The sequence below is a fragment of the Streptomyces humicola genome (assembly GCF_024436035.1).
GTDB classification, from domain to species: Bacteria; Actinomycetota; Actinomycetes; order Streptomycetales; family Streptomycetaceae; genus Streptantibioticus_B; species Streptantibioticus_B humicola.
Map to the genome: position 1 here is coordinate 465,477 of NZ_JANFNG010000001.1, position 15,743 is coordinate 481,219.

The window sequence follows — 15,743 nt, forward strand, 5'->3', positions numbered from 1 at the left end:
ATGCTCGCGCTTACGGGCGTGCCGCTGATCATGGGAGTAGTGGTCGGGACAGTGTTCGCCGCCGTGAGCGGGCGCCAGCACCCTGTGGCACCCGCAGCCGCCGCATCCCCCGGGGCGAACGCAGGCGGCGCGGCACAGGCGGCTGCGGCCGCCAATGCGAACCCGAATTGCACGCTGGTCGTGCCGGCCAACCCGTTGAGCGCCCAAGGGCTGGCCACCCCGTACCAGTTGACGGCCACCAACCCGGCGATGGGGCCGTGCCATGAGGCCAACGCCAACCAGTCGGCGTTCGTCGAGGCGGCCGTTCTCGGCCCCAACGGTCAGCTGTCGCTCTACGACCCGCTCGTGGTCGACAAGGGCACCCAACCGGCCGCCGCCCCTGCCCCAGCGCAGGTGCCCGCCGGATCGACGGTCGGGATCTGGTTCGGATTCAACGGGACGAACCTGACGTTGCGGTCAGCGGCCGGGGCCAACAGCCTCACCCAGGGGATGTGCGTCAACGGGCGGAACGGCTCGGTCTTCGGGCAGTTCGCCTACTGCAACGCGCCGGCTTTCTTCCAGGCGGCCAACACACAGATCGCCAACAACCAGCTGCAGATACCGGCGGTGGGCACCGCCAAGGACGGTATGCCGTGCCCCACGACCCGGGACTTCTCCGTGGTGGACCAGGACCAGAGCGACAACGTCGTGACCCACTATCTGGCCAACGGCAACGGGCAGATCGCACAGAACAGCACCGCGGGCAAGGCCGCGGTGCCCAACGCCACAGACTTGGCCAACGCGAGTGACAACCTCCTGCTGAGCGCGTTCATGGACCCGGCCCTGGGCTGCGCTCCGTTGACCGAACCCGACCAGTCGAGCGGCGGGATGCCGAGCGCTGCGCTGCCGCTGGACGAACTGTCCGCCGCCGCCAACCAGCAGGCGCCCATCGCCCTTGTGCCGCTGAACGATCCGATGACGCTGAACAACGCAAATGCCAGCGCCACGAAGACCAACCTCTACCGGGCGGGAGTGGACCAGGCCCCGCTCGGCGCAGCCGACAACGGCAATGGCACCACCTACTGCCAGAACCTCTTCGGCAACGCCGCGGGCATCCAGCGGGTCTTCAAGGACCAGGCGCTGTTCGCCAATGCCCCCTCCCCGGACGCGGCCATGGCCACCAATTTGTTCACCTTCCTCGGGATGCGGGGGAACCAGAGCTTCACCAACCTGGGCTGCGGAAAGCTCCTGAACGCACCCAATCCGATCACCCTGACGACCAACGGCAACGGTGTGGTGACCGCAGCGACCTTCACTCCACTCGGCCAGACCCCTCCAGCGGCCGGCACCGGCGCCACTGCCACTGCCTCGGCTACCCCGAGCGCACCCGCCGGCACAGGAAGCGCGACACCCACGGCCAGCGCAACCGCCCCGGCCGCCGGTAGCACGACCAGCACCAGCCCTGCGCCGACCCCGACCGGATCCTGTCGCCCCCCCAAGAAGGTCCGCTGGTAGACGGCGCCGACGGCCACGGCGGGAAACGCCGTGGCCGCGGTGCGCACACATCGTGTCAGCCGGCGAAACCAGCAAGACCAGCCTGGCCCGGGATGGGGCCCGTGGCCTGGAGGCCCGCTGCACCGGAGATCGATTCAACGGGCAGACCACCCGAGAGAGAGGGAAGGCCACCCGAAACCGACGGAACGGGCAGCATCGACTCGACGTTCTGGGCGAGGGACCCGAACCCGAAATTGCCGCCGGAAACATTCTCCAGGTCGCTGTCGGCTATCTCGCAGGTTTCGATCTCTTGTGTGGAGTCCTTACGCATAACTGGCCCTTCCCTTCGTTGCTGCAGGCGTTCCGGCGTGGGTATCGGTAGGCTCAGGGGGCCGGTTTCAGCCGGTTCGAAGGCTGCCTGATACCCGGAAGGACGGAAGCCCAACTCCTCTTGGTCGCGAGATCAAACCACGTCGACGAGCGCCCGGCGACCGTGACTCGTCCGATATTTCTGCAGACATGGTTGTATCGCAACATGCCGGCGCACGGAATCGTCCACCGGGTGGTGACAAATCCTTCACCGAATTTTATGTGCTCAACGCCCGCGGGTGGACCCGATGATGAACGTCATTCGGGCATGTCGGCCCATAAAGACGACGGGAGTACCGCAAGCCGAAGCTTCTGTGGGGAGCCTATGACCCTGCTGGGTAGACAATGCGCCGGTTGCCGGCCCTGACCCTCGGGCGCCGAGCCGGCGGCTTCAGTTGCGCGCACCGGCCCCGCGACGTGGCAGCCGCCGCGGGGCCGGTTGTCTGGACGCGCAGGCAGTACCGCACCAGCGGCCCGGGGGTGCCGGACTACCGGACGGGTCCGGCCGGGAGGGTCACCGTCGCGTGCAAGGGGAGGTCGGCCGACGGGTCGCCGAGCAACGCCTTGCCGACGGCCGTCATGGTCAGGGTCTGCTCGGCGGCGGTGCGGTCGCCGCCCACGCTGTTGCCGGTGGTGTTGGTCCAGTACCGGGCCGGTGTGGTCTGCGCGATGCCGCCGTTGCCGGCGGACAGGCCGATGACCAGCCCGCTGTAGCGGTTGACCAGCCGGTAGCTGCCGGGCGTTCCGGTGACGGGGATGATGAACCACTGCTGACCGACGGTCGGTCCGCCCGAGCCTGCCGCGGAGACGGTCGGGCTGGTCCCCCATGCCCGGCTCGCCGTGCGGCTGGAGTCGACCCCGAGCAGCTGTCCGGTGGCCGCGTTGGTGATCCGGTAGGAGCCGTCGCCGTTGCTGGTGAAGGACCACGCCTCCAGGTTCGAACCGGTCGGCGCCGCCGGCGAGGTGGTCGCGGAGCTGCCGGAGACCTGGGCCAGGATCCGGCCGTCGCCGTCGGCGATCCGGTAGGTCCTGGCCGGGTTGAACGGGGGAGCGGCCGGGGCGGTCGAGTCCACCGTGACGTTGGCGTACTCGCCGTCCGAGCCGGCGCAGCTGATCGCGCAGTAGGAGCGGAAGGACTTTCCGACGATCGTGGAGCTGGTCAGGTTGGCGCTGTCGAGGAACCAGCGGTACCAGGAGCTGGACCGGTAGCTGCCCGAGTCGCCGATGAGGTACCACTTCTGCGTCGACAGGTCGTCGGTGACGTAGAACTGCTGCGGCGCGGTGCCGGAGACGACTTCGGGTTCACCGATGTACAGCCCGAGATACGCGTCGTAGGTGATGTTCATGATGAACAGACTCGACTTTGACGGCAGCACGCCCGCGGCGATCTGCTGGTCCACGGTGCCGGTGTTGGACGGGCTGTAGTCCTTGTCGACCGGGGTGTACCCGTTAGGGTCGGACGAGGTGGCCGGGACCATGTTGCTCTCCAGGCCGCCGACCCCCGGCTGGGACCAGGAGCCGTTGTACCACTTCTGCCAGGTGCCGGTTGCCATCTTGCCCGAGATCGGCGCGCGGGCGACGTGCGCGAGGCCGTCGGTGCTGCCGCCCACACCGCCCTTGGGGACGATCCGGGAGCCGTAGTAGACGTAGAAGTAGCCCGAGGCGGTGTCCACGAACAGGCGCGGGTCGCCGTCGCCGTAGTCGTAGGTCTGGTTCGGGAACGCGTTCGTGTCGCCGCGCTCGGTGCTGTAAGGGGAGGTGATGGCGTGCCCCTTGATCGTCCACACCTTGCCCTGGTCCGTGGAGACCGCGTAGTCGATCGCGTCGTAGTGCAGTCCGTCGCCGAACGGCTCAGGCGTGAACTCGTTGTGCACCAGCCCGTACCAGTTGCCCGTGTCCGGATCGACCCAGACACCGATCAGGTCGCAGTAGTCGGGCTCCGCATATCCCGAACCGGACGGCGCCGGGGTCGCGGTGGCGCCGGTCGGGCTGTTGTTGCAGCGCCAGGTCGTGTCGTTGTTCCTGTCCTGGGAGTTCGCCGGGTTCACCGCGTTGTCGAGCGCGCCCGACGCGGTGGCGCTGTCGAAGTTCTTGCCGGTGTAGAACTCCCACTGCCGTGAGTCCGTCGCGCCGTAGAGCGAATGGGACTGCTGGAAGTAGAACCTGCCGTCCTTGTCGATGTACGAGCCGGCCGGCGTGTCGTCCGGATACGCGTACGTCCCGGTCGAACCGATGCTGATCGTGTAGCCGGCCGATGGCGGCGTGGCCGACGTCGCTGAGGCGGCCGGCGTACCGACCGCGCTGCCGACGCCCAGGGCCAGGGCAATGACGGCTATGCTGCCGACCAGCCTGCGTCGCAGAGCTCTCACGGTGACTGACTCCTTCGTCATCCGTCGGATGCGCCGTGTGGCGGACCCGTCACGAACCGGCGCCGCTCGCAGCGCCGGTGGGACTGGGACGCCCCTCCCACGCGCTCGGCTTGCTGGGAAGGGTCGTTCAGCCTTCGATCCTCCGGCGCGTTGGACGGTACGGTCCGTTGGAGCGGCAAAACAAGATGCGGGCGGGAACGGAACCCGGCGCCGCAGCTTCTGCGCGAGTCGCTCGCGTAACCTGGCGCACACGTGAGGGGCTGGGCGAACTCCCGTGCGGGGCTGATTGCTTCACGGTATAAGCTCCTCCTCCACTGACCACGTCACCGCCGTTTAGCGGGGTTTTTCTCGGGAGGGGAACGCTTGGTGACCAGTACGCTCGCAGAACCACACAGACCCAGCGTCGAGGTCGTCGAGGACGACGACACCAGCTGTAGACGGTCGATATCCCCGTGGATCCTCGCCGGTCTCGTCTTCATCCTCTACAGCATGATGGCGATACAGCGGGACCGTGTCGGGATAACCTCTGGTTACGACTTGGGGATATTCGAAGAGGCGATACGTAACTACGCCCACGGACACCTTCCATGGGCCCCGCTGAAGGGGGCACACTTCGACCTTCTCGGCGACCACTTTCATCCGATTCTCATTCTCCTCGCGCCGCTGTACCGCTTCTGGCCGCTGGGACCGGCCCGGTACAGCCTGCTGATCTCCCAAGCCGCTCTCTTCGCCCTCGGTCTGGTGCCCCTGATGCGCTGGGCCGAGAAAATCGGTCGGTGGGCGATGTGGTGTACCGGGGCCGGGATGGCCGTCTCCTGGGGCCTGGTGAACGCCGACACCTTCGACTTCCACGAGATCGCCTTCGCCGTTCCGCTGATCTCGTTCTCAGCCGCCGCCCTCGGCCAGGGCAGATACCGTGCCGCACTGTGGTGGGCCGTGCCGTTGGTCCTGGTGAAGGAAGACCTGGGGCTCACCGTCGCCGTGATCGGCATCCTGCTCTGGAGGAAGGGCCATCGGCCGGGGCTCCGGCTCGCATGGTTCGGTGTCGCCGCCACAGTGGTGGAGACGCAGCTGATCATCCCCGCGATTCACGGACACTACGAGTACAGCAACAACCTCCAGCCCGGAATTTTTCTCCAGAACGGCATGGAGAAGATGTCGACGGTCGCGGTGCTGTTCGCGCCGGTCGCTTTCATCGCCTTCCGTTCCTCCCTGTGCTGGCTGGTCGTCCCCACCCTGCTGTGGCGGTTCATGGGCACCAACCCCTTCTACTGGGGGCTGGATCTCCACTACAGCGCGGTGCTCGAGCCGATGATCTACGCCGCGGCCATCGACGCCTTCAGCCGCGTCGGCCACCCGCACGTCGAGCGCCGTCTTCTGATCGGCTGCACCGTGGGGGCCGTGCTCAGTGCATGGGGAGGACCGATCGGAAGCGCCTTCGACCCGAGCACCTGGACGATTCCGCACCATCAACGTGTCCTCGATGCGATGGTGAAGAAGATTCCTTCGAACGTCACCGTAGGAACCACGGTGCGTGCCGCGGCACAACTGACGGGGAAGGACGCGGTGTCGTTCGCCTGCGACGCCTCATTCATGCATCCGACGTGGCTTCTGCTGGACTCCCACGATCCATCGACGGATCCTCAGGCCCCAGGGGGCGACTGCACCTCGAAGGATGTCACGAACATGAAGAGATGGCGTCACTACCGCGTCGTCTCCGACTGGGACGGGATCTGGGTGCTGCGGAAGACCTAGACGGACGCAGCTGTCGGTCAGAGGCGGCGCAGGCCGTCGATGACCTCGCGGAGGAGGGCCGCGTCCGGCCCGCGCGCCGTCGAGGCGCTGGACTCGATGGTGACGAGTCCGGCGTCCAGCAGATCGCCGAGCAGCACCCGTAGCGCCCCGACCGGCAGGCCCGCGTCGGCGGCCAGTTCGGCGACCGGACGCGGCCGACGGCCGACCGACTCCAGCAGGGAGCTGCGGGCGTGGTCGAGAGCGGTCGGCGGATGGACGCCGGACACCGGCGCGACCGTCGCCATCAGGTCGAACTCGTGCTCGCGGGCCGGCCGGGTGCGGCCCCGGGTCACGGTGTAGGGGCGGACCAGCGGTTCGGAATCGTCCTCGTACCAGTGTGTCTCGTGCGTCGCGGACCCGGTCCGATGGTCGGCGTCGTCGGTGTTCATGCGCTTCTCGACGGTGTGCCCAGGTGCCGTCCGGCGCGCTTGACGAGGAGCGCCATCTCGTAGGCGAGCTGGCCGACGTCCGTCCCGGCGTCGGAGAGCACGGCCAGGCAGCTGCCGTCCCCGGCGGGGGTGACGAACAGGTAGGCCTCGTCGAGCATCACCATGGTCTGCCGTACGCCGCCCACCGAGAAATGCCGGCCGATGCCCTTGGCCAGGCTGTGGAAGCCGGAGCAGACGGCGGCCAGGTGTTCGATGTCCTTCTCGCCGAGCCCCTGCGAGGCGGCGGTGGCCAGTCCGTCGGAGGAGAGCAGCACCGCCTGGCGGACGTCACCGGTGCGCGCGACCAGGTCGTCGAGCAGCCAGTCCAGCGCGGCCGGTCCGTCGGCCGGCTGCGGGCCTGTCCCGTCGGTCGCCGTCATCGGTCGCTCCCTTCCTCGGTTCCGTTCCGTCCTCGGGCGAGTCCACGCTGGAACGAGCCGAAGATCGCGGCCATCTGTTCCGGCGTCACCTCGTCCTCGGTGGCCGACTGGTCGGCCCGCTGCTCCGGCTGGGACGCGAGGCTCGTCTGCGGCACCCGTTTCGGCAGGGCCGCATGCTCCGGCCGCGGCGCTGCCACGACGGCCGCGGGTTCGGTCCGCTCCGTACTCCTGTCCCGGCCGGCGTCGGCGATGACGGCGGAGGGCAGCAGGACCACGGCCGTTGTGCCCCCGTACGGGGAACGGCAGAGCGTGACGTCGATTCCGTGCCGCCGGGCGAGCCGGCTGACGATGAACAGGCCCAGCCGCTCGGTCTGTTCGAGGTCGAAGTCCTGGATTCCCGCCAGCGTGCGGTTGGCCTCGGCGAGCTGGTCCGGATCCATGCCGAGCCCACGGTCGTCGATCTCCAGCACGAAGCCGTGCGCGGCCTCGCCCGCCCGCATGGTCACCTGGGTCTGCGGGGGCGAGAACGCGGTGGCATTCTCGACCAGTTCGGCGATCAGGTGCACGACGTCCGCCACGGCCTCGGCGGCGATACCGACTGCGGGCATCGGAGGCACCTCGACGCGCGCGTACTCCTCGACCTCGCCGACCGCCGCGCCGACGACCTCGACCACAGGCACGGGGTTGCGCCACATCCGGCCGGGTGCCGCACCCGAGAGGATGATCAGGCCCTCCGCATGGCGGCGCATCCGGGTGGTCAAGTGGTCGATGCGGAAGAGATCGGCCAGCTCGTCGGGGTCGGTGGTGCGCCGCTCCATGGCATCGACCAGCTTCAGCTGGCGGTGGAGGAGGGCCTGGCTGCGACGGGCGATGTTGAGGAACACAGCCGAGACCCCGCGGCGCATCCTGGCCTGCCCGACCGCCGCTTCGAAGGCGGCGCGGCGTGCTTCGTTGAAGGCACGGCCGACCTGACCGATCTCGTCGTCGCCGAAGGAGAGTGGCGGCGCCTCCGCCGCGGCGTCGACCTGCTCGCCCGCACTCAGCCTGCCGACCACGTCGGGCAGTTGGTGGGTGGCCAGCAGCCCTGCCGCGTCCCGCAGGTTCGCAAGCCTGCGGGAGATGTGGCGGCCGGTGCGGACGGAGAACCAGATCGACAGGCCGACGGCGAGCAGACCGACGCCGCCCGCGACGCCGGCGCGGATCAGTTCGGCCCGGGCGAAGCTGCGGCCGCGTGCGGCCGCGTTCCCGGCCGCGTCGGTGCACGTCACCATGTAGCTGTGGACGGCGTTGTCCATGGTGGTGCGCCAGGACGCGGTGCCGGCGGCGCCGGGGACGCTGTGCGGGCCCGCGCTCAGCACCGCGTTCTCCGCGCTGACGAGTGCGGTGTACTGGGGACTTCGGGAGAAGTTCTCGAACAGCTCGCGTGAGTCCGCGGGGAGGTCGGGCACATAGGTCCGGAAGAAGACCCGCCGGTCCTCGACGGTATCGGCGAAGGCACGGTACTGGTCCGTGGTGAAGCCGCCCGCCGCACGGGCCGCGGAGCCCATCGCATCCTCGCGGGAGACGAACTCCCGGTCCTGGACGAGGTCGATGACGGTCTGCGACTCGCGGGCGAGCCGCCCGGCCTGCAGAGCGGTCAGTGCGGACTCGACCCGGAACGACGGCTCGACGATCGCGGTGTACGCGTCGACCGCCCGGTCCCAGGAGAGCTGCCGGGCGAGGACCTGCTTGCGCAGGGTGGCGAGCCCGTCGGCCGCCGTGAGCATGTCCGACAGGGTGCTCCGCTGTGCGGAGGTGAGGTCGCCTTGTCTTCCCCGGTCGGCCGCGGCGGCACGCATGGCCTGTACCGCCTCGTCGGTCGCGCGCTCCTGCGTCGTCAGTCCGACCAGGGCCGGGGCGCTCCCGCGGGAGGCGAGGTACTCGGCGGCCAGTCGGCGCTCGATCTGTATCTGGCCGACGGCGGTGTCCACCGGTGTGCCGAAGTGGTCGTAGACGCTCTCCACCCGGATCAGGGCACGCAGATCGCCGGTCATGGAGACCATGGCGAAGGCCCACAGTCCCATCAGGCCGACGAGTGGGAGCAGGACCATGCCGATGATCCGGGTGCGGATGGTGGGACCGCCGAGGCGGAGTCGCATGGTCATTCCCCTGGGACGCCGAGTTGCGCGAGAACGGGCACCTGCCCACAGCGAGTCCTCGAACACATGCGCCGAGGCTCGAACGGCAGAACCGTATCGGCAACAGGCCCCGTAGTCACCGCGTCAAGGGCCGATTCGGGTGCGGTTCGCGTCACAACCGCCCCCGGCGGTTTGGCTGGTCCGAACCTGTACCGAACGCTCCGCAAGGAGTGGCATGGACCTGCCATGCATTGCTTCACCTAGCGGAAAGGGCTCGTCATGGCCGGACCCCTCAGATCCATCAGATCCGTCACGTCTCTCAGACCCGTACTCGTCACGGCCGCCGCGGCGTTACTGTGCGGCACGGCGGCGGTTGCCCCGGCGTCGGCCGACGACGGCACCACGCCACCGTCGGGACAGATCACCATCAACCTGGTGACCGTCAACGGCTCGGGGTGCGCACCCGACACGGCCGCCGTTGCCATCTCGCCCGACAACACCGCGTTCACCGTCACCTACAGCTCCTACCTCGCACAAGCGGGCGGCAGCTCCAACCCGGTGGACTTCCGGAAGAACTGCCAGCTGGTGCTGAACGTCCACGTACCGCAGGGCTTCACCTACGCCATCGCCGAGGCCGACTACCGCGGCTTCGCCTCCCTGGCCGCCGGCGCGAGCGCCGAGGAACGAGCCAACTACTACTTCCAGGGCATGCCGGAAACAGCCTATGTCCCCCACGACTTCACCGGCCCCTTGAGCGACGACTGGGAGAACAACGACAGCACCTCCGTGGCCTCCCTCGTCTACGCCCCCTGCGGTGAGGACCGCGACTTCAACATCAACACCGAGCTGCGCGTCGCCGCCGGAACGCAGAACCCGTCCACGACGAGCTTCATCACCATGGACTCCACCGACGGCAGCATCACCACCACGTACCACTTCACCTGGAAGCAGTGCCCGACTTCGACGACCCGGCGCTGAACGGAACGTTGCGACATCCGCCCCCGTCCCCGCTGTGGAGGGGACGGGGGCGGCGGGTCAGCCGGAGAAGTCCTGCGTCAGCCAGACCGTGCCGTCCGCGTCCCGGTGGACGGCTATCCCGATGTGGCTGAAGGACGTGCTGAGGATGTTCTGCCGATGGCCGTCGTCCGGCGGCTGCTCGCCGAGCATGCTGTGGGTCAGGCCGACAGCCGCCGACGCGATCTCCTGCGTGCTCGACCCGATTCCCGAAGCCTGCCCGATGTTCTCTCCCGCCGAGCTCCACTGCACGCCCTGCGCGGTCTCGCGGTCCCCCAACGCCGCCTCGCCCGGGCACTGGTGGGAGAGCCCGCAACCGCCGGCCATCACCGCGTTGTGGGCTGCCGCGCTCCGGATCAGCCCGTCCGACATGGCGTACGGCGGCAGGCCCTGGGCGGCACGTGCCTGGTTGATGAGGGCGAGCACCTGCAAGGCGGGGGTCGGTGCGGACGGGCGCGGGGACGTCGAGGACGAAGGAGGCACCGACCCCGAACGAGACGGAGACGCGGACGGGGGCGATGGCGGCGCCGGGGCCGCGCTACGGGTCACCGGGGTGCTGCGTGGCCGCGCGGAAACGACAACCCCGTGCCTGTGCCCCGGTATCGCAGATCCCGACGACAGCTCGGCCGCCGGGTGAGTCGTCGGCTGCTCCGTCTCCGTCAACTGCCGGGCGGGGAAGGCCGAGTTGCTTGCCTGCTGCTCCGGCTCGTTGACATAGGCGAGGCTCACGCCACCACCGAGCGCCGCCAGAGCCGCACTGGCGGTCATGGCGCCGCGCAACCCCGCCTTGCGGCGTGCGTGACGCCGCCGCGGGCGGGGGGTTCGTACGCCGCGTATGTGAGCCGTATCGGACTGATCACCCGAATCCATCGCAACCGCACCCTCTGATACGTCCCGGAATCGAACCCCAGCGTGAGTCGAAGCGGAATCGACAGTAAGAGGGCCGGACAGCGCACAGGGACCCCAGGGTCGGCCTTAATGCTCCCTTAAGGCCCGCCTAAGGCCACGTTGCGGCTAATTCGGGCTCATCGTGATGAACAGAAGAGGGCAGTACGCAAGGTTCGTGATCCAGATCACAGGAAAACCTGCCCGGGAGATGTAACCCGGCGGGTTCTCCGGTGCGTAGAGGGCTTGAATCGTCCCCCCACCCCGATGCCCTCCCCGCATCGGCGTTGCATTTTTACGTCCGAAACTGAGGTCTTACCCACCATGGCTTCTCACAAGCGGGTCAAGCCCCTTGCCGAGTCCCCCCTCACGCGTCGTGCGGTAGCCGTCGCTGCGACCGCCACCGGCATCTGGGCCCTGAGCAGCGTCGCCGCCAACGCCGCCAGCCTGCCCGGTGGCACCGGCGGGGGCGACACGGTCGGCTCCGTCACCGATGACGCGAGCAGCGCCCTCGGAACGGTCGCCGGTAGCACCTCGTCGCTTACGACCGCGGGTGCCACGGGCTCGGCCACCAGCCTCGTGACCGGCACCGTCACCCACGCCGTCTCCAATGTGCAGGGCGGGACGAGCTCCCTGCCGTCGGCCGGCTCGGTGACCGGCACACTGGGGGGTACCCTGCAGTCCGTCGAGGGCCTGACCGGCGGCGTGGACGGCTCCGGGAAGCAGATGCACCCGAGTGTCCAATCCCTTGACACCGCAAGGCACTTGACTGACGGGCACTCGCTGCCGTCCGTGCCCGCCGCCCCGGCCGGTGTGCTGTCCCACCTCACCCATGCCGAGCACGGCCTGAACGCCGGTGGCGTGACGAGCTCGCTGCAGCATGTCGGCCATGTCCCGACTGTCCCCTCCGTCCCCTCACTGCCGGATGAGGGCCAGGCGACCGACGTGGCCAACGGCGTGCTCGCCGTGGCCTCGCGCCTCGACCTGCTGGGCAAGGTGCACAAGGCGCTGCCCGCCGACGGCACCCCCATGGGCCTGCCCGACCTGCCGTCCGTGCCTGCCGGCATCCCGACCTCCGTGCCGGCCGGCAGCCTGCCGAGCCTGCCGGCCGTCGAACTGCCCGCCGGCGACATGTCGATGGCCACCGGTGCCGTGACCTCCGCGACGGGCGAGGGAACGCTCGTCGTCGACCAGGCCTCCGCCACGGTGCTGCCCCCGGTTGCCGCGAGCACCACCGATCACGCGATGTTCTCCGCCCAGGCCGCCGTCACCGTCGACACCGCGCTGGCGGCGCACGGCGTCATGCAGGCGCAGCCGTTCGTGAACGGTGTGGCCGGCCAGGCGCAGGCCTTCGCGCACGGCGTGGCCGGCCAGGCCGTTCCGTTCGCGCACGGCGCGGCAAACAATGTTCAGCCGTTCGTCCAGGAAGAGACCGCCCCGGTCGCGCCGTTCGCCGAGGGTGTCGCGAGCCAGGCCGTTCCGTTCGGGCATGGCGTCGCGAACGAGGTTGAGCCGCTCGCGTACGGAGTCGCCGCCCAGGCGCAGCCGTTCACGCAAAATGTCGCGTTCACCGCTGAGGGCACGGTCACGGCGACCGCCCACGTCGCCGCATCCGCCGAGGTCACGGCGACCGCTGCCGGCCGCAGCCTCGCCGCCTCCACCTCGCCCGTCGTGGCCTCTCTGCCGGATGGCTCCTTGGCCTACGACCTGGCCGGCCCGGCGTCCATCCCGGGTGTCCCGGCGACTCCGTCGCTCCCGTCCGTTCCGTCGGTTCCCTCCGTTCCGTCCCTGCCGACCCTCGGCTGACGCTCGGGCGGGCCGGGCGGGTACGGTGAGCCCCGCCCGGCCCGTCCGCCCGCGTCGTCAAGGGGCGGCGGGGGCCAAGGCAGTACGTAGTACGTGGCGGATAGAGCGGATAGAGTGCGCAGCCGGCGGGGCTGCGCCCGGTGCTCGGCGTGCCCCCTGCAGCAGGGGATACGCCATCGAACGGACCGGAGCAGGGAGCAGGAGCGCTTGTCGCCTGACGAGTTCGACGACTTCTATGCCGACAGCTGGTCGCGGCTGGTGGGCCAGCTCTACGCGATGACCGGCAACCTTGCCGAGGCGCAGGACGTCGTCCAGGAGGCCTTCATGCGCGCCTGGGGGAGGCGGGAGCAGCTCTCCGCCGCGCAGGCCCCCGAGGCCTGGGTGCGGACGGTGGCATGGCGGCTGGCGGTCAGCCGCTGGCGGCGTGCGCGCTCCACGCTGCAGGCGTTCTTCCGCCACGGGGCCCCGCCGGATGCCTCCGGGCCGGGGCCCGAGTCCGCCGCGCTGGTGGCAGCGCTGCGCAAGATACCCGAGGAGCAGCGTCGAGTGATTGTCCTGCACTACCTGTGCGACATGCCCGTCGCGGAGGTCGCCGCCGAGACCGGCGCGCCGGTCGGCACGGTCAAGGTGCGGCTCTCCCGGGCCCGCGCCGCTCTCGCCAAGCACCTGTCCGACGACGAACTGATGGAAATGTACGCGTGATGAGCGACGGGGACGAGCCGTACCGGCGGGCGCTGCGCGCGCTCGCCGACAGCGCGCGCAACGCGGCAGGCGAGCCGCCGCGCAGCGGCGCCGAGGTACGCGCGCTCGCCGAGCGCCGCCGTCGTCGTCGGCGCGCGCTGGGGGTGCCCGCGGTGACCGTATCCGGCCTGCTGGTCGGCGGTACCGCGTTCGCACTGGGCGGCGCGTTCCATGCGGCGCCGCGTCCGGCCGCGCCGTCGGCCGTCTCCGTCTCGCCATCCGCGTCCGCCACCCCCGCCATCCCGCACGCGTCCGCCTCCGGCCCCCCCGCGGCCACCGGGGGTGCCGGCGCTGCGGCCGGCACCCCCGGGGGGGCTGCGGTGACCACCGGGCCGACGGCCTCCTCTCGGGTGATGCCCTCGGGCACGGGCGCAGCGGCCTGGTGTGCCTCCGTCAGGGCGGGGGAGACGCTCGAATCGCTGCGCGCGCTGACCGTCCCGGACGGTTTGACCTCTTCCGGCATCGGAACCGTCGTGTTCGCCGTGCCGCTCTCCTGTGTGCAGGGCCACTTGCTTTCGAGCGGCGCCGGTGAGTGGATTCCGGTCGCCCCCGGCGCCGTGGTGACGACGACGGCGCCACTCAGCACCGGCTCCACGTCGTCGCCGTCCACGCTCCAGAAGCTGGCGGCAGGGCTGGCCCGCCACCCGGACCAGGTGTTCGGCGTGCGCCGGGAGAGCACAGGACAAGTGGTCCGCATGGACCAGGTGTACCAGAGCTGATCCGGCGCCAGCCGCACAACTACTGGCCAGTAGGTTTGGCTGATCGTCGTCTCATCGCTCCCGGCCGACTGCCTCTACCCTCCGATCATGACGCGAACCCATCGGCGGACGGCAAGTGCCGTCGTTTTAGCCGTACTTGCGGCCGCAGCCGCCATTCCCGCGCCCCCTGCCGCCGCGGCAGCGCCCTCCCTCCGCCTGGCCGACATCCCCATGAAGGACGGCGTCGTCCTGAAGGCCGACGTGTTCACCCCCGCGCCTGGCACACCTGGGGCGGACGCCCACGGCCGTTATCCGGCGGTCGTCCAGCCGGCCGCCTGGGGCCAGAACGATCTGGAGTACATCGCCGAGGGCAGAAAGCTCGCCGACGACGGCTATGTCGCCGTCACTTACACCGTGCGCGGCTTCTGGCTCTCGGGCGGCCGGATCGATGTCGCGGGCCCCAGGGACGTGGCCGACATCTCCTCGGTCATCGACTGGGCCCTCGCGCACACACCGGCCGACCCCCAGCGGCTGGGCATGATGGGCCTGTCGTTGGGCGGTGGCCTCACCTTGATGGGCGCCGCGTTCGATCCCCGGCTCAAGGCGGTGGCCTCGCTGAGCGGTTGGGGCGATCTCGTCGACTCCCTTGACGGCGGGGACACCCGCCATCTGCAAGCGGCGGCCGCTCTCAGCGCCATCCAGGCCCCGACGGGCCGCCAAAGCCCGCAGGTGCGGCAGACGCTCTCGGACCTGTTCACCGACCACGACATGGCCGAGGTCATCGCCTGGGCCCGGACCAGATCACCGGTCACCTATGCCGACCGGATCAACGCCCACGGCACTGCCGTCCTGCTGGAGAACGCGTGGGGCGACAGCATCTTCAATCCCAGTGAGATCATTTCCTTCTACCAGAAGCTGACCGTCCCCAAACGCCTGGAACTGCGGCCCGGTGACCATGCCACGCAGGAGCTGACGGGCCTGGCCGGTCTGCCCAACGCCGCCTGGTCGAGCGCCTTCGCCTGGCTCGACCACTACCTCAAGGGCCGGCCCGGCGACGGCGGCAGCTGCGTCCGGCTGGAGGTGCGCCCCTCCGGGGAGCAGGAGCAGTACCCGAGCTGGCAAGCCGTCAGCACCCGCAGCGAACGCCTGCCGCTCGACGGGGTGCAGACGATCCAGGGGGGCATCGACTCGGGCGCAGACGCCGGCATCGTCGAGGTGTCCGGCCTGCTCGACCAGATCACGGGCCTGCCGCCCCTCGCCGAGATCCCCCTGCTGCCCCGCAGCGCCGCCGCGGTCTGGCAGTCGCCCGACTACGCCGCCGGCCTGCGCATCCGCGGCATCCCGCACCTGCGCACGACGCTCACTTCGTCCTCGCCCGAAGGCACGCTGATCGCGTACCTCTACGACGTCAACACCCTTGGCACCGGAAAGCTCATCACCCACGCACCGCAGAGCTGGTCCGGTCGCACGCCGGGGCGCCCCTTCCCCCTCGACGTCTCCCTCTTCGCCACGGCCTACGACCTCCCGGCAGGCCACCACCTGGCCGTCGTCCTCGACACCGAGGACCCGCTCTACGCCGGTCTCACGCCGCTGGGAAGCACCATCTCCTTCAGCTCGCCGTCCACCGACCCGTCCCAACTGGCCCTGCCCGTGAGCTGACATGCGCCTG

The 15,743-nt window shown here is 69.8% G+C and carries 13 protein-coding genes; 7 read left to right on the forward strand and 6 right to left on the reverse strand.

Annotation, left to right across the window (positions count from 1 at the left end):
• Positions 1-1,494, forward strand: a complete 1,494-nt coding sequence (locus NGB36_RS02230; protein ID WP_255918290.1) for a hypothetical protein — start codon at positions 1-3, stop codon at positions 1,492-1,494.
• A 55-nt stretch (positions 1,495-1,549) separates the two neighbouring features.
• Here NGB36_RS02230 and NGB36_RS02235 read toward each other — a convergent pair whose 3' ends face one another.
• Positions 1,550-1,804, reverse strand: a complete 255-nt coding sequence (locus tag NGB36_RS02235) for a type A2 lantipeptide (RefSeq protein ID WP_255918291.1) — start codon at positions 1,802-1,804, stop codon at positions 1,550-1,552.
• 526 nt (positions 1,805-2,330) lie between these two features.
• Positions 2,331-4,211, reverse strand: coding sequence for an RICIN domain-containing protein (locus NGB36_RS02240; protein ID WP_255918292.1), 1,881 nt, complete (start codon positions 4,209-4,211; stop codon positions 2,331-2,333).
• 366 nt (positions 4,212-4,577) lie between these two features.
• Here NGB36_RS02240 and NGB36_RS02245 point away from each other — a divergent pair, with 366 nt between their 5' ends.
• The gene (locus tag NGB36_RS02245) at positions 4,578-5,966 is read left to right on the forward strand and encodes a DUF2079 domain-containing protein (protein ID WP_255918293.1); all 1,389 of its coding nucleotides are present in this window, start codon (positions 4,578-4,580) and stop codon (positions 5,964-5,966) included.
• Positions 5,967-5,983: 17 nt separating this feature from the next.
• Here NGB36_RS02245 and NGB36_RS02250 read toward each other — a convergent pair whose 3' ends face one another.
• The 3 genes from NGB36_RS02250 to NGB36_RS02260 are packed head-to-tail and all read right to left on the reverse strand — an operon-like array spanning position 5,984 to position 8,951.
• Positions 5,984-6,394, reverse strand: a complete 411-nt coding sequence (locus tag NGB36_RS02250) for a DUF742 domain-containing protein (protein WP_255918294.1) — start codon at positions 6,392-6,394, stop codon at positions 5,984-5,986.
• Positions 6,391-6,813 (reverse strand): roadblock/LC7 domain-containing protein, encoded by a 423-nt coding sequence (locus tag NGB36_RS02255; protein ID WP_255918295.1) that lies wholly within the window; start codon positions 6,811-6,813, stop codon positions 6,391-6,393. The genes NGB36_RS02250 and NGB36_RS02255 overlap by 4 nt, the downstream gene beginning before the upstream one ends.
• The gene (locus NGB36_RS02260; protein WP_255918296.1) at positions 6,810-8,951 is read right to left on the reverse strand and encodes a sensor histidine kinase; all 2,142 of its coding nucleotides are present in this window, start codon (positions 8,949-8,951) and stop codon (positions 6,810-6,812) included. The genes NGB36_RS02255 and NGB36_RS02260 overlap by 4 nt, the downstream gene beginning before the upstream one ends.
• Positions 8,952-9,209: 258 nt before the next feature.
• Here NGB36_RS02260 and NGB36_RS02265 point away from each other — a divergent pair, with 258 nt between their 5' ends.
• Positions 9,210-9,908, forward strand: a complete 699-nt coding sequence (locus tag NGB36_RS02265; RefSeq protein WP_255918297.1) for a DUF4360 domain-containing protein — start codon at positions 9,210-9,212, stop codon at positions 9,906-9,908.
• Positions 9,909-9,965: 57 nt separating this feature from the next.
• Here the strand turns inward: NGB36_RS02265 and NGB36_RS02270 are convergent, their stop codons facing one another.
• Entirely contained in the window at positions 9,966-10,712 is a 747-nt protein-coding gene (locus NGB36_RS02270) for a CAP domain-containing protein (protein WP_255918298.1), read from the reverse strand.
• Between the two features lie 441 nt (positions 10,713-11,153).
• On the opposite strand from NGB36_RS02270, the gene NGB36_RS02275 reads away from it, so the two are divergent.
• From NGB36_RS02275 to NGB36_RS02290, 4 genes are all read left to right on the forward strand, one after another.
• The gene (locus tag NGB36_RS02275) at positions 11,154-12,635 is read left to right on the forward strand and encodes a hypothetical protein (protein ID WP_255918299.1); all 1,482 of its coding nucleotides are present in this window, start codon (positions 11,154-11,156) and stop codon (positions 12,633-12,635) included.
• 207 nt (positions 12,636-12,842) lie between these two features.
• The gene (locus NGB36_RS02280) at positions 12,843-13,337 is read left to right on the forward strand and encodes a SigE family RNA polymerase sigma factor (protein WP_255918300.1); all 495 of its coding nucleotides are present in this window, start codon (positions 12,843-12,845) and stop codon (positions 13,335-13,337) included.
• Positions 13,337-14,095: a hypothetical protein gene (locus NGB36_RS02285; protein ID WP_255918301.1), complete on the forward strand. Its 759-nt coding sequence runs from the start codon at positions 13,337-13,339 to the stop codon at positions 14,093-14,095. The genes NGB36_RS02280 and NGB36_RS02285 overlap by 1 nt, the downstream gene beginning before the upstream one ends.
• An 87-nt stretch (positions 14,096-14,182) precedes the next feature.
• Positions 14,183-15,733 carry a CocE/NonD family hydrolase gene (locus NGB36_RS02290; RefSeq protein WP_255918302.1) on the forward strand — a complete coding sequence of 517 codons (1,551 nt, stop codon included), beginning with the start codon at positions 14,183-14,185 and terminating at the stop codon, positions 15,731-15,733.
• Positions 15,734-15,743: the final 10 nt, after the last annotated feature.